General features: G+C 62.7%; 7 protein-coding genes. 3 read left to right on the top strand and 4 right to left on the bottom strand.

Annotated features, from left to right (window positions below; genetic code table 11):
* Positions 1 to 97: 97 nt before the first annotated feature.
* The 3 genes from LOY35_RS22410 to LOY35_RS22400 all read right to left on the bottom strand — a co-directional run bounded on the left by LOY35_RS22410 (position 98) and on the right by LOY35_RS22400 (position 9,015).
* Positions 98 to 2,821 carry an RHS repeat domain-containing protein gene (locus LOY35_RS22410; RefSeq protein WP_258627330.1) on the bottom strand — a complete coding sequence of 908 codons (2,724 nt, stop codon included), beginning with the start codon at positions 2,819 to 2,821 and terminating at the stop codon, positions 98 to 100.
* 24 nt (positions 2,822 to 2,845) lie between these two features.
* Entirely contained in the window at positions 2,846 to 7,297 is a 4,452-nt protein-coding gene (locus LOY35_RS22405) for a SpvB/TcaC N-terminal domain-containing protein (protein ID WP_258627328.1), read from the bottom strand.
* A gap of 194 nt (positions 7,298 to 7,491) precedes the next feature.
* Complete coding sequence (locus LOY35_RS22400) at positions 7,492 to 9,015, bottom strand: fumarate hydratase (protein WP_041020308.1); 1,524 nt, start codon at positions 9,013 to 9,015, stop codon at positions 7,492 to 7,494.
* 597 nt (positions 9,016 to 9,612) lie between these two features.
* On the opposite strand from LOY35_RS22400, the gene LOY35_RS22395 reads away from it, so the two are divergent.
* Both LOY35_RS22395 and LOY35_RS22390 read left to right on the top strand, forming a co-directional pair.
* On the top strand, positions 9,613 to 10,719 hold the full coding sequence (locus LOY35_RS22395) for a diguanylate cyclase (protein WP_258627325.1): 1,107 nt from the start codon (positions 9,613 to 9,615) through the stop codon (positions 10,717 to 10,719).
* The gene (locus LOY35_RS22390) at positions 10,712 to 11,659 is read left to right on the top strand and encodes an iron-sulfur-binding ferredoxin reductase (protein ID WP_258627324.1); all 948 of its coding nucleotides are present in this window, start codon (positions 10,712 to 10,714) and stop codon (positions 11,657 to 11,659) included. The genes LOY35_RS22395 and LOY35_RS22390 overlap by 8 nt, the downstream gene beginning before the upstream one ends.
* A 291-nt stretch (positions 11,660 to 11,950) precedes the next feature.
* Here LOY35_RS22390 and pyk read toward each other — a convergent pair whose 3' ends face one another.
* A complete protein-coding gene (pyk, locus tag LOY35_RS22385; RefSeq protein ID WP_258627322.1) occupies positions 11,951 to 13,402 on the bottom strand; it encodes a pyruvate kinase in 1,452 nt (483 codons plus the stop codon).
* Between the two features lie 429 nt (positions 13,403 to 13,831).
* Here pyk and LOY35_RS22380 point away from each other — a divergent pair, with 429 nt between their 5' ends.
* Positions 13,832 to 14,206: a tol-pal system YbgF family protein gene (locus LOY35_RS22380; protein ID WP_258627320.1), complete on the top strand. Its 375-nt coding sequence runs from the start codon at positions 13,832 to 13,834 to the stop codon at positions 14,204 to 14,206.
* The last annotated feature ends 238 nt before the right edge of the window (positions 14,207 to 14,444 follow it).

Genomic DNA, 14,444 nt, shown 5'->3' with positions numbered 1-14,444 from the left:
AACGAGGTTGCGCACTGAGGGGGCAATATACCCGCGAAAGAACAGTGCCGAACCTGTCAGGTCTGACAGGCTGCCCGGGGCAAGCCGGTCGATCGCGTCATCCTCCCGCGCCCTTGGCGTGGGACCGCTTCAACAGGAACTGATTGTCCGTGGTGCTCATCTCTTTGTACCAGGTCATGCCTGTCTGCGCCCGGTCGATGTAGTCCAGCGTGACCTGGGTCTTTCTCTGCAGGACCGAATGGTGGATCGGTGCCAGGGTTTGCCGTGTCGTCATGTGGTTGACGTTGGGCAGCAAGTCGCCCGGGTAGACCACCGATTGACCCAGGGCTTTGAAGGCGGCGTCCGTGGTACTCCAGCGCTGTTCCACGGTGCTTTTCCATTCGGCGAGCATGGCGTCGATCTTCTGGATCTTCATGGGGGTGAGCCCCATCTTGATGTCCTCGGCTTCCTGGGCCCGGGCACCCAGTTTCAGCAAGTTGATGCCGGGGACCACCGAGCCTACGACTCGATTCAGGAAAAAATTCGAGAAGTCCTGGACCGAGGCGCCCGCAGAATCGTCTCGAGCGTACCCTAGCCGGCTATCGATTGCCTTGATCGACATGGCCGACGTCTGCGGGATGAGCGGCCGTAACAGGCGGGCAGTCGGGAGGCTGGTTTCGGCTGTCACGTCAGCGATGTCGGCGCCTATGTTCCCACCGGTGAGGCCACTCAGATAAGGGATTTCATTGAGCGATGGCATCACTGAACCGAACCCCTCCGCCCCCACGTAGCCACCCGAAAAACCGACCACGGCGCCGAGAGTCTCACCCGCGAGGTTTTTCAGCAGCTCCTTACCGATGTTCGTCTTGTGGATGATGTTGTCGATCTGCGCCAGCGCCGTTGCGGACTCCTTCCCGAGTTCTGAAATGAAATCCGAATAGTTCAGAATCTGCCATTCGATTCGGTTCGTTCCGCTGTCCACATAGCACAACGGGCTATTGCCCAGGAACGCATACAGGTTCAACCCGTCCACATCCCCCGCTGGATCGGCGGCGATCCAGCGCTGCAGCCACGGTGCGTAGTAGCGTTCGTTGTAGGCATACAAGCCGCTGACATCCATTTCGCGACCCGAATAGCGCCGGGTCTTGTAGCCGATCTCCGGGGTCGATCGTGCGCTCATCCAGGCCGTCGCCCCGAACGGATAATAACCTTCGTGGCTGATCAAGCGGGCTTGCTGGTCGAGCTCCATCAGGCTTGAACCCAGATGATCCTGGAGGCTGTAGCGCAGTTGGTCGTCGGCAATCCCGGCCGGCTTGCCGCTGACCCAATGCAGGCAGCGTACGTTGACGGGGCCGGCGGCAATCTGGACGACGTGCAACTCCTCGCCCGAGTCCCGTGTACGGATTTCCAGGCCAGGCAGATAATGCACCGCGTGGAAATGACGGGAAGTCCCGGCATGGGTGGTGTGGCATTTATAAACCCGCTGGCCCTGGCTGTAGTGGTAATGCTCTTCGTCGTTGGGCGCGGCATCACGCTTGACCAATGTTACGGTCGTCAACTGGTCACGGGCGTTCCATTCCAGGTCCCGGCCGGGCTGCAAGGCCAGGAGGTTACCGTGACGGTCGTACAGCACGTCGAACGACGGTGCCGGATCGCCCGGCTCCCAGCGCGCCCCCCGGTTGCTGTGCGGGTCGATGAACATCTGGCGGGTGTGGCTGGCACCGTCGCGTGCGTGGTGGAGCCTGACCAGATTGCCGCCGTGATCATATTCGTAGGTCTGAACGTAGTTGCGCCGGTCATTGGGGTCTGTCGGTTGCGGGAGGCCGGGATTGTCCGAGGGTGGGCCATCGTCGTACCCGCTGGCGCTGAGCAGGCGATACAGCGAGTCATAGCTGAACCCGCGATGACCCTCGACCCGCTGGTTGGCGAAGTGACTGGGCGTGAAGGCCTGATCGAGGATACGGGTGATGTTGCCCACCGGGTCATACGCGTATTCGAAATCCTGCAGGGCCGTCTGGTCGCTCAGCGTCCATTGACGCTGCAAGCGCGCATCGGCCGGATCGTAACGCCAGTGGCTGATAATGCCATTGCTGATCCGCTGTTCGATAATCTGCCCGGCGGCGTTGTAGTGCGCACTCTCCAGGATCGGTAGCCATTCGGCCTGCCCCGTGAGCTGCAATTGGGCCTGTGCAAGCTGTCCGGTCAGGTCATAGCGCCACCGCTTCCGGTTGCCGCCGGCGTCGGTCTGCTCCAGGACGGCGTCCAGCGGATCGTAGAGGTAGCGGCTGGTAAAGGCTTTGTCATCCTGGAACGTACGTGTTTCGCGCAGCGGCCGGCCGAGCAGGCCGTAGCTGTCCAGGCGCAGGCTGCCCGAGGGGTCGGTCTGTTCGAACAGGCGCCCGCGCAGGTTGTGACCGGCATCCGCCGCACTGTCGCCATAGGTGAAGGTATCCGCATTGGCCTGGCCGTTCTCCTCCAGTGTCACCGGCCGCAGTTGCTCATCGTGCCTCATGCGCCAGTGGCTGCCGCGCTCGTCCCAGCGTTGCCGGAGCTCACTTGCCAGGCCCGGTAGAACCAGGCGCCAACCCGCATCGACGCTGTCGGTGCGCAAAGGATGCCCGCTCATGCCATAGCGGATGGTCTGGTTGGGTTTGGGCGCGCTATCGAACAGACGTGCGTCCCATTGCTCGACGAGTCGGCCGGCGGCATCGTGGCTGCGTCGGGAGATCAGCGCCCTGGCCGGGGTCGCGACTTGGTCGCGCAAATAAACGATCTGCCGAGCCGGCAGGCCACGCCCCTCGACGACGATCAGATGCGGCGTACGCACGTGCACAGTGCTCATGGCGTGGGCCTGCCTGTACATGTTTCAGTCCCCTGGATCCGTATCGTTGTAATCGAAGTCGCATTGGTACCAGGGGTGATAGACATGCCAGGCTTCGTGTCCCTTGGCATTGATGGCCTTGACCAGGCGTCCTGGCGGATCATAGAACTGCTGGTCGTGATAACCGTGCACGCGCAGCGACGCGTCGTTGATGTAGCGCCAGGCATCGGCGAAGTAGGGCCGGTAGACCCGCGTGACCAATCCCTTGTTGTCGTACTCGACCCGTTCACTCACACGCCAGCGCCGTTCGGCCAGGTGCTGGAGCGGCTGGCCATCCTGCAACACCAGCGAGCCGTCTTCACCCACGGCATAGGCTTGTCCGGCTTCCACCCGCTGTTTGCTTTGCAGGGCACGACCGAATCCGTCGACGGCATTGACGGTGATGCGGATCTGTTGCAACGGATCGTCCGGGTAACGATCGGCGTTCAGCACGACGCTGTGGACCGGCTCCCGGGTCGCTGCCTGCACCAGCACCCGCAGGAGTGCCTGGGCGGCGCTGCGCTCGGTCAGTCGTTCCAGACGCGTGCGCGCCGAGGCGCGGATATGGCCATCGGGCAACAAGTAGCGCTCGCTGATCCACTCGCTGCGTTGTGCGGGGAGTACCAGGGCGAGATCGAGGGACCCCATCCAACTGAGCGCATCGCTGCGCACGGCACTGGCGATCCGGCCCAGGGTGGCTTCCGGATGGTCGATGGCATGGCCGGGTGTCAGGTCTTCGGGCGGCTGGTAGGTAGCAATATCGTCGAAGCCCGCCGGAGCGCCGCTCTCGGTGCCATGAAAGGTCACGCCCAGTGGAGCGCCCGCCGGACCATAGAATGCTTGCTGGATATTGTCATTGGCATCGACGATCTTGCGCGGCAGCAACGCGTGGTAATCGTACTCGATCCGGGTCGTGCAGCCGTCCGGCAAGGTCACGGCGGTGGTCATCAAGTGGTAAGGGTCGTGCTCGACGGTGGTCACCCCGTGGCTTTGGGTTTCCCGCAGGGTCGTCAGCTGGAAGAAGCCCCCGAGGGGTTCGTAGGTCGCAAACCCGACTTTCCTGGACCAGAGATTTTCGCGATCGTCCTCATCCGGGTCGTCCGGTAGAAACAGCTTCATGGGCTCGAAGCCGATGGTTTCCAACTGCTCGCGAATGTCGAAGGGGGGAGGCAGATCGTCATAGGCTTGCAGCGCAAGCTTGTCGAACTCGGCCACCTCCAGTGGACCGCGCAGTGCCTGGAAGACAATGTCGTCGTGCTCGTCCAGCAGGTAGTTCTGTTCCTGGAGCGCGATCAGTTGCCGGGCGGCGTCCCATTGCGCGGAGTCCTGATGTTCGAGGAAGCTTTCATAGCTGACCTGCCCGGGGGTGAGCCCCAACGGCAGTTCACCTTTTGGACGTTGCAACCCGTTGGCCCTGGAGCGCCAGGGCAGGCCCAGCCGCTGGCGCTGCCTGTCGTCATCGATCAGGTGCCGATGCTCGGCGCGTTTCTCGACGAGGTGGAATACCTGTTGCTGATCGTCATGGGCGTCGCGCCACCAGTCGTTCTCGTCGTCATCGTCGAAGGGCGGTGGGTCGAGGGGGGTGAGGCGCCGGGCGTAGTGGACCGCGAAACCGTGGATAAGCTGGCCGAACAGGTTCCACTTCAGGTTGAGGCCATGCTGGATCTGCGGGTCGTCGATAAACCCGTCGTATTGATAGGTGATCGTCTCCAGTTCCAGTACCAGCAGGCTCTTGTGGTGGACATGGGGATGGCGCAGCAGGTAGCGCTGTTGGGTCACGGTGTAAGGCTTGGCGGTGTCGGCCGGTTCGGCGGGATGGGTTTCGGTGCGCAATACATGGCCACCCAGGGCATAGGCCATTTCCCGCGCGGTGTCCGGGTCGGGGCTGATGATCTCGTTGGCCTCATCGCTTTCATGGAAACGGGTCAGCAGCGTCGGGCCCAGCGGCACTGCGTCGGTGTCGCCTGCGAAACAGTCCTTGAGGGGTTGATCGACGGTGCGGCCGGTGTGGAACCAGGTCTTGACCAGTACTGGCGCGGTCAAACCGGTTGACGTCTCGCCTGCGGGCACTTCGCTGTCGACCTGGTACAGCCGGCCGAAGCCCCGGAACTCCCGGTGGTGGCTGTCATAGTCGCCTTCGAAGTAAGTGAAGCGTTGGGTCAGGCAACTACCGGTGATCTCGTCCAGTTGTTGTTGGCGCGCCACCAGCGGCAAGGCCAGGGGCAGATAGCAGGTTGGCGGCTCCCGGCTGGCCAGGCGTTGCTGCTTTTCATCCAGCCAGTACTGTGCACTGCTGCGATAGGTCAGGGTGCTGCTGCAACCCATGTTGTTGTTCATGGTACTGAGCAGATAGGGGCGGGCCGCGACGAAGTCATAGCGCCAATGCCCGGTCTTCATGTCGGGCGTCAGGTGCGGCTTGCTCAGGATCAGGCTGGCACATCTCAGGCCTTGCAGGTCGGCCAGGGTAACCTGGCACAGATTGTCGTACCGCAGGCCTTCGGGCCATGGCACTTGCACGGGGGTCTGTTCAAGTCCATTGCCGCCGCGGTTGAGGTAGATCTCGAAGCACTCGCTCTTGAGGTAGATCAACGCCGCCGCGCCGGACCCGTCCAGGTCGGCGATGCGGACCCGGTCGGCGTCGAACTGGCTGTAGCTGAAGGGCAGGACGCTCATGACAAAGCCTTCGCCGAAATGCCCATGGCCCAGGCTCGGCCAGCACTTGATCTCGTTGCAGCGGATGCGGCACAGCTCGGTACTGTCGCTGCCCAGCAAGTTGCCGAACATCACCACCTCGCTGTGCAGGTCGCTGAACAAGGGCAGGGCGCTGTCCGGTTCATGGGGCACCGTCACGCCAGGGGCAAACCCCTCCTCGCGAAGGTTTGCGTACAGCCGCACACTCTTGGGACCGATCATGGCCAGGGAGCGCAAACCGTCGCCGTTCAGGTCGCCCAGTTGCGCGGACGGGTGCAGGAACTCCGTCGGGAAACGCTTGAAGTCCGTGAAGGTGGACCAGCTACGGTCCGGGTTGAGGGTGTAGAAGCCACTCATGCCGGGCTGGACGATGAGCCAGTTGAGGCGGCCCCTGCCCGTCAGGTCCGTCAACACCTGCAAAACCGCCGGGTTGTCGGCGGCGACCGGGATGCTCTCCAGGCGTGACCACGGACCGTAGGCGATTTTGTCGTCGGCCTCGCCGCGTTCCGGCTCGCGGTAATACCAGCCCTGGGTGTAGCGGCACAGGAAGCCCGGAACGCCCTCGCCGTACAGGTCGACGCAGTGGTAACGACTGCCGTCTTCAATGGCGGGCATCGTCTGCAATTCAAAGAACGGCTCAGGTGTCAGGTTGAGCTCGAAACCGCTGTAGTGCAGCTCGACGGGGGGGCGGTAATCGACCCGGCCCTCGGCGTCCCAGTCTTGATAATGGGCTGCGGTCAGCAGGTTGTAGCCCAGTGCGGTGGCGCTGTATTCCAGCAGCAACCGTGCGACCAGCGCAGGCTCGGTGCCCGCTTCGGCGGGGAAGTGGTGGAACATCAGTACCTGCTGGCACAGGCGCCGCGTGCCGATTTCGAAACCGTACCGGTAGGCGTGGATCGGGTCGCTGCGCAGTTGCCATGGCGCTCCCTCAGGAGCGTGCCACGTCGGTTTTTGCGCAAGATCGAGGGTGCGCTGCCCATAGTCGAACAGCAGATGGAAATGCCAGTGTCTGTTGGCCGGGTCGTCCTCTTCGAAGCAGAAGAAGCTATCGCTGGCCGTGGCGTTGCCGTAGCACACCCGCCGCAGGTAGCGCTGGGCGCGATAGTCATGGGGCCCGTCGAACGGGCCGGGATCGCTTTCGTATTCATAAAAGATGTGTTCGCCTGATGGGCCGAGTTCTTCGAGCAACAACCATTCGGCGATGCGGTCCGGCTTCTGGGGATCGGCGGCGGCAACGGGGTCTACGATGCGCGACGCTTCGCTGTTGCCGTAGCAATACAAATGGCCGTTACTGCCCTGGACCCGCCAGAACGGCGCCTGGCCATCGTCGGGGCTCCAGAGTTCATACACATCGAATGCACGTTCGATCCTGGGGTAGTAGCGCACCACCGAGCAGGCCCGGCTACCGGGCCCGGCCAGGGTGCGAATGACCGGCACGCCGTCGTTGAACTCGGGCCAGCGCTCGACCCCGACGGCATCGATCATCACGTCGTCATCGCCATAGTGCGGGACGCCTTCGCTGGTGCGGCGGGCGATGCTGGGCAGGGACAACTGCATGCCGATGCCGAAGGTGCCGTTGCCGCTCTGGTTGTTGTAGTGCAGCGCCAGGGCCGGGGTCAGGTGGCGGGCGCTGGAAAGGGGCAAGGGCAATTCGAAAGAGGCTGCCCCTCGCGTGCCGACAGGGCCGATCCGGCTGCCCAGCGTGGCAATGGATGCACTGTTGGCGATAGTGGGGGGCACAATCTGAAGGGGCGCTTGTTCTGCCATTGGGGGATCTTCTCGTTAGGCATTGTCAGGGAATACCCGGCTGAACATGAGGATGCCAAGAGATGAACGATGGGTAACCTGTCAGATCCGACAGGTGCGTGGGTGGGCCGATAAGTGGTAGGCGTACCTGCGTGCAACAAAAAAGGCCGGTGGGCTTGTCGCCCACCGGCCTTTCTACGGTGCCAAAGTGCGGGTTACTGCACTTCTACCGCCAGGCTGTCACTGATCTTCTTCTGCCAGATGGCCGGGCCGGTGATGTGCACCGACTCGCCCTGGCTGTCGACCGCAACGGTCACCGGCATGTCCTTGACCTCGAACTCGTAGATCGCTTCCATGCCCAGTTCGGCGAATGCCAGGACCTTGGACTTGCGGATCGCCTGAGCCACCAGGTACGCGGCGCCGCCAACGGCCATCAGGTAGACGGCCTTGTTGTCCTTGATCGCTTCGATAGCGGTCGGGCCGCGCTCGGATTTGCCGATCATGCCCAGCAGGCCGGTCTGTTCGAGGATCTGGCGGGTGAACTTGTCCATCCGCGTGGCGGTGGTCGGACCGGCCGGGCCAACCACTTCGTCGCCTACCGGATCGACCGGGCCGACGTAGTAGATGAAGCGGCCCTTGAGGTCTACCGGCAGGGTTTCACCCTTGTTCAGCATCTCGACCATGCGCTTGTGCGCCGCGTCGCGACCGGTGAGCATCTTGCCGTTGAGCAGCACGGTTTCGCCCGGCTTCCAGCTCTGCACTTCTTCCGGGGTCAGGGTGTCGAGGTTCACGCGACGAGCCGACGGGCCGGCTTCCCAGACGATTTCCGGGTAGGCGTCCAGCGGTGGCGCTTCGAGCTCTGCGGGGCCGGTGCCGTCCAGCACGAAGTGGGCGTGACGGGTGGCGGCGCAGTTGGGGATCATGCACACCGGCAGGGAGGCGGCGTGGGTCGGATAATCCATGATCTTCACGTCGAGCACGGTGGTCAGGCCACCCAGGCCCTGGGCGCCGATGCCCAGTTGGTTGACCTTCTCGAACAGCTCCAGGCGCATCTCTTCGATACGGTTCTGCGGGCCACGGGCCTTGAGCTCGTGAATGTCGATGGATTCCATCAACACTTCTTTGGCCATGACCGCGGCTTTCTCGGCGGTGCCGCCGATGCCGATGCCGAGCATGCCCGGTGGGCACCAGCCGGCCCCCATGGTCGGAACGGTCTTGAGCACCCAGTCGACGATGGAATCGGACGGGTTGAGCATGGCCATTTTCGACTTGTTCTCGGAGCCGCCGCCCTTGGCCGCCACGTCCACTTCCACGGTGTTGCCCGGAACGATGGAGTAGTGGATGACCGCCGGGGTATTGTCCTTGGTGTTTTTGCGCGCACCGGCCGGGTCGGCGAGGATGGAAGCGCGCAGGACGTTTTCCGGCAGGTTGTAGGCGCGACGCACGCCCTCGTTGATCATGTCGTCCAGGCTCATGGTCGCGCCGTCCCAGCGCACGTCCATGCCCACCCGTACGAACACGGTCACGATGCCGGTGTCCTGGCAGATCGGCCGATGACCGGTGGCGCACATGCGCGAGTTGATCAGAATCTGCGCCATGGAGTCACGGGCCGCTGGCGATTCTTCGCGCAGGTAGGCTTCGTGCATCGCCTGGATGAAGTCCACGGGGTGGTAATAGGAAATGAACTGCAGGGCGTCGGCAACGCTCTGAATCAGGTCGTCTTGCTTGATCACGGTCATGAGTCGCGCTCCTCTCTAAGACGGGAACATTCAATAAGGTACCGTTCGTTTGGGTGCATCGGTCGACGGACGGCACCTCTTAAGACACGCCGGGCATGCTGGCGCGACGCTAAAAAGGCGCGGCAGTATATCGCAGGCGGACACCCTGTGGGAGCAAGCAGCCCCTGTGGCGAGGGGATTTATCTGTGGCAATAGGATTTATCTGTGGCAACAGAATTTGTCTGTGGCGAGGGGATTTATCCCCGCTGGGCTGCGAAGCGGCCCTAAATGATGGGTACACATTAACCTGGCACACCGCAGCGGCAGCTTTTAGGTCTGCTTCGCAGCCCAGCGGGGATAAATCCCCTCGCCACAAATAAATCCTCTAACCACAGATAAATCTTCTAGTCACAGATAAATTCTCTTGCCGCAGATAAATCCCTCAGCACAGGGGTGTGCGTCGGGCAATGAACACTGCGTCAATATGGGTCATTGCTTTGACGCCATTTTTCTGCTCCAGAATTGAATGGTCATTTGTCCTACACGCCACTAAAGTGGCGTCTGGCCTGTAGCGTAGGACGCCTCCTGTCAGTTTCCTTTCCCATGGTGAGTCAACGATTGACCCATAACGCCATTCAACGTCTCCTGCTCAAACGCTTCGCCCTGGCGGCCGCGACTTACGCGCTGGCGCTGGTGTTGTTGTGGCTGGCATTTTTCAGTGGGCATTACCTCGACTCGTTACGCGGCGTCATCATCGGCAGCGCCTTGGTGGTGCTGTGCCAGGGTGCGCTGTTTGCAGTGTTCATCAGCGGTCGCAACCTGCGTTTCGCCGACCCCAGTCTCACCGAAGTGCAAGTCCTGATCGGCCTGGGCTGGCAGACCTGGATGATGGGGCACCTGGACCAGGCCCGGGGCCTGTTCCTGGTGTTCTATGTACTGATCCTGCTGTTCGGGCTGTTTCATCTGTCGCGCCGGGCTTTTGTGCGTTGCGCGATGCTGGTGTTCTTCAGTTTCACCGGCCTCACCTTATGGGACGCCTGGTTCTTCCGGCTTTCCGACCCCACGCTGGCCGGCTTGCAGGTGTGCGTGCTGTTTATCGTGCTGGTGTGGCTGGTGCTGTACGCCCGCTATGTCCAGACGTCGCGCCAGCGCATGCGTCAACGACGGTTTGCCTTGCAGGCGCACCAGGACACTCTGCGCGGCATGATGCGCCAGCTCGAAGACCTGGTGGCCACCGACGAACTGACCGGCCTGTTCAATCGCCGGCATTTCCTGCGCCTGGCGTCCCGTGAACTCAACACGCTCAAGCCGGACATGGCCCATGGCCTGGCCTTGATCGATCTTGACCATTTCAAACGCATCAACGACCTGCACGGCCACGCTGCCGGCGACCAGGTGCTCCAGGCCTTCGCCAGCGTTGCCACGGCCTGCCTGCGTGAAGGCGATGTGTTGGCGCGCTATGGCGGCGAAGAGTTCGTCATGCTCCTGCCCGCCTGTGACCCCGCGCGCCTGACCGCTTGTTGCGAGCGGTTGCGCCTGGCGTTTGCCGCCGTCGAGTTGACCGGTCTACGGGTGGGGGCCCTCAGCCTGTCGGCGGGCATGACACTGTTGGAAATGGACGATGATCTGGACAGCGCGTTGCAACGTGCCGACCAGGCCTTGTACCGTGCCAAGCGAGACGGCCGGAATCGATGTGCCGCCGCCTGGGAGAGTGTCGATGCCTGAACTGACGGTCGCCGGCCGGCAATGGACCGTCGCGCCCGGCAGTAACCTGTTGGACGCGTTGAATCAGTCCGGGGTGCCGGTGCCCTACAGTTGCCGCGCCGGCAGTTGCCATGCCTGCCTAGTGCAATGCACCGGCGGCGATGTGCGCGACGCTCGGCCCGATGCCTTGAGCCCGACGCAGCGCGATCAGGGCTGGCGGCTGGCCTGTCAGTGCCAGGTAGTCGAGGATGTGCGGATCCACACGTTCGATCCGCAGCGCGACGGTCAGGCGGCCCAGGTAGTGGCGGCGGACTGGCTGGGGCCCGACGTGCTGCGTTTGCGCGTCAGCCCTGAACGGGCGCTGCGTTACCAGGCCGGGCAACACCTGGTGCTGTGGCTTGGTGACGTCGCCCGACCCTATTCCCTGGCGAGCCTGCCGGAGGAAGACCGTTTCCTGGAATTTCACCTCGACTGCCGCCAGCCCGGGCAATTTGTCGACAGGGCTCGCTCCCTGAACGTGGGGGACCCCATCCGCCTGGGTGAACTGCGCGGCGGTGCGCTGCATTACGATCCAGCCTGGCACGACAGGCCGCTGTGGCTGCTGGCCGCCGGTACCGGGTTGGGGCCGTTGTTCGGCATCCTGCGCGAAGCCCTGCGCCAGCAGCATCGAGGGGCGATTCATCTTGTGCATGTCGCCCATGACGCCAGCGGGCATTACCTGGGCAAACCCCTGGCGGCGCTGGCCGCCAAGTACCCGCAACTCAGCGTTCAACTGCTGACCTCGGTCGAGGCCCCTTCAGCCCTGGCGCAACTGCGGCTGGCCTCCCGACACACCCAGGCCCTGGCCTGCGGCCACCCCGAGCGGGTCGAAGCCTTCGCCAAACGCCTCTACCTGGCCGGCTTGCCGCGTAATCAGTTGCTGGCGGATGTTTTTCTTACCCGTGAGGGCGACGGGGGCTGAGCTACCGCTATCGCGAGCAGGCTCGCTCCCACAGGGTCTTGTGGTATTTCGCAGATTCACTGTGGGAGCGGGCTTGCTCGCGATAGCGGTGGATCTGTCACTGAGAGGTTGAATGTACCGCCGCCTTCGCGGGCAAGCCCGGCTCCCACAGAGTCGGGTGATGTCTGTAGATGCTGCGTACGCCGCAGATCCACTGTGGGAGCGAGCCTGCTCGCGATGGCGTCCGCCCAGGCAAAGTAAAAAAAAGCCCCGCCATTCACATGGCAGGGCTTTTATCTTTCAGCGGGACACTCAGACCATCGGGTCGCCGACGTGCAGGATCTTCATCCCGTTGGTGCCGCCGATGGTGTGGTAGCTGTCGCCCTTGGTCAGGATGACCCAGTCACCGGTCTGCACCACGCCGCGCTTGACCAACTCGTCCACCGCCGCCTGGCTGACCTCGCCCGGTTGCAGGGCGGCCGGGTCGAACGGCACGGTGTAGACGCCACGGAACATGGCGGCACGGGCCTGGGTTTCGCGGTGCGGGGAGAACGCGTAGATCGGCACCGAAGAACGGATGCGCGACATGATCAGCGGCGTGTAGCCACTTTCGGTCAGGGCGATGATCGCCTTCACGCCCGGGAAGTGGTTGGCGGTGTACATCGTTGCCAGGGCGATGCTTTCGTCGCAGCGCTCGAAAGTCTTGCCGATACGATGGCTGGAGGTCTTGCCGGTCGGGTGCTTTTCCGCGCCTATACAGATACGTGCCATGGCTTGCACCGCTTCGAGCGGGTATTGGCCGGCGGCGCTTTCGGCCGAGAGCATCACGGCATCGGTGTAGTCGAGCACGGCGTTGGCTACGTCGGACACTTCGGCGCGGGTCGGCATCGGGTTCTGGATCATCGACTCCATCATCTGGGTCGCCACGATCACCGCTTTATTGTGGCGGCGTGCGTGCAGGATGATCTTCTTCTGGATGCCCACCAGCTCGGCGTCGCCGATTTCCACGCCGAGGTCGCCACGGGCCACCATCACGGCGTCGGACGCCTTGATCAGGCCGTCGAGGGTTTCGTCGTCGGCCACGGCTTCGGCGCGCTCGATCTTCGCCACCAGCCAGGCGGTACCGCCGGCTTCGTCGCGCAGTTGACGGGCGTATTCCATGTCGGCGGCGTCGCGGGGAAAGGACACGGCCAGATAGTCGACTTCCATTTCCGCGGCCAGCTTGATGTCGGCCTTGTCTTTTTCTGTCAGGGCCGGTGCCGTCAGGCCGCCGCCGCGACGGTTGATGCCTTTATGGTCCGACAGCGGGCCGCCGATGGTCACGGTGCAGACCAGTTCGGTGGCGGTAGCGGTGTCGACGCGCATCACCACGCGACCGTCGTCGAGCAGCAGCTCGTCGCCCACGCCGCAGTCCTTGACCAGGTCCGGGTAGTCGATGCCGACCACCTGCTGGTTGCCTTCGGTCAGCGGATGACTGGTGGAGAAGGTGAAGGTGTCACCGATCTTCAGCTCGATGCGCTTGTTGGCGAATTTGGCGATACGGATCTTGGGGCCTTGCAGGTCACCCAGCAGGGCAACGAAGCGGCCGTGCTTGGCGGCGAGGTCGCGCACCAGCTTGGCACGAGCCTTGTGCTCGTCGGGGGTGCCGTGGGAAAAGTTCAGACGGGCAACGTCCAGGCCAGCCAGAATCAGCTGTTCGAGAACTTCCGGCGAATTACTGGCCGGGCCAAGGGTAGCGACGATTTTGGTGCGACGGACGGACATGCAAGACTCCTCAAGTTCAAGCGCCAGCGAAGGCTACTATGGTCTTTGGGTGTAGTCATTGTTCATGTGCACTACTTATTCGTTTCTTTTTCGAAATGAACATTCCCGAAGATTTTCACACCTCTCTGGCCTACACACACTCCTGTGGCCATGAGAATTCATCTGAGGCAATGGGATTTATCTGTGGTGAGGGGATGTATCTGTGGCGAGGGGATTTATCCCCGCTGGGCTGCGAAGCAGCCCTAAAACCAGACCACTCGGTGCATCAGGCAGAATTGAGTCGGCCACTTTGGGGCCGCTTCGCGCCCCAGCGGGGATGAATCCCCTCGCCACAATCCCCTCGCCACAGGAGCAAGCCCGGTGCCATATATAGGGTTGAAGATTTTTCCACTCAGGCCGATACAGCGCTCAAGACAGGAGAACCTTCCCATGCGATTCGTGCTTTTTATTGCCCTGGCCCTGAGTGTCACGGGCTGCACCCGGTGGTCGATGAACCATCACATGAACCTGGCCTACAAAGCCTATGACCGTGGCAATTGCGAACAGGTGATGCTCGAACTGTCCCAGGTCGACCGCGCCAGCCGGGCCCGCCGCTATATGCAGCCGGAAGTCTCGATGCTGCGCGGCCAGTGCCTGGAGCGGCAGAAACTCTTCGTCGACGCGGCGCAGACCTACCAGTTCATCATTACCCAATACCCCACCAGCGAATACGCCTTCCGCGCCCGTGCCCGGCTCGAAACCCTTGAAAGCCTGGGGCACTACCCGACCCGTAGCGCCACGGCGGTCCGCCCGACTGCATTGTGATCGCCACCGCAGCGAAGCCGCGTCTGGGAATATTTCCCAGCCGAGGAGCGGCATCGCTGGGGACTGGCTTCTGTCCAGGCTTGAGCTATATTTGTACAACTCGTGGCTAGAGCAGATTCTCTAATCGCGAGGCAACACCTGTGACCGGCAGGAGCAGGCTCAAGGCGCTTACGGGCGTCTGGCACCGGGATCGGGGAGAGCGGGCTGGCTTGGGCTCGTTCCGAAGCATTGGGTTGGC

Source organism: Pseudomonas sp. B21-028, from assembly GCF_024749045.1.
Classification (GTDB): Bacteria; Pseudomonadota; Gammaproteobacteria; order Pseudomonadales; family Pseudomonadaceae; genus Aquipseudomonas.
This window is presented reverse-complemented; position numbering and strand designations above follow the sequence as displayed.

Excerpts from the sequence above, each read along its gene's own strand:
- pyk (WP_258627322.1), bottom strand. The coding sequence starts at position 13,402 with ATGTCCGTCCGTCGCACCAAAATCGTCGCTACCCTTGGCCCGGCCAGT.
- LOY35_RS22390 (WP_258627324.1), top strand. The coding sequence starts at position 10,712 with ATGCCTGAACTGACGGTCGCCGGCCGGCAATGGACCGTCGCGCCCGGC.
- LOY35_RS22410 (WP_258627330.1), bottom strand. The coding sequence starts at position 2,821 with ATGAGCACTGTGCACGTGCGTACGCCGCATCTGATCGTCGTCGAGGGG.
- LOY35_RS22400 (WP_041020308.1), bottom strand. The coding sequence starts at position 9,015 with ATGACCGTGATCAAGCAAGACGACCTGATTCAGAGCGTTGCCGACGCC.
- LOY35_RS22405 (WP_258627328.1), bottom strand. The coding sequence starts at position 7,297 with ATGGCAGAACAAGCGCCCCTTCAGATTGTGCCCCCCACTATCGCCAAC.
- LOY35_RS22380 (WP_258627320.1), top strand. The coding sequence starts at position 13,832 with ATGCGATTCGTGCTTTTTATTGCCCTGGCCCTGAGTGTCACGGGCTGC.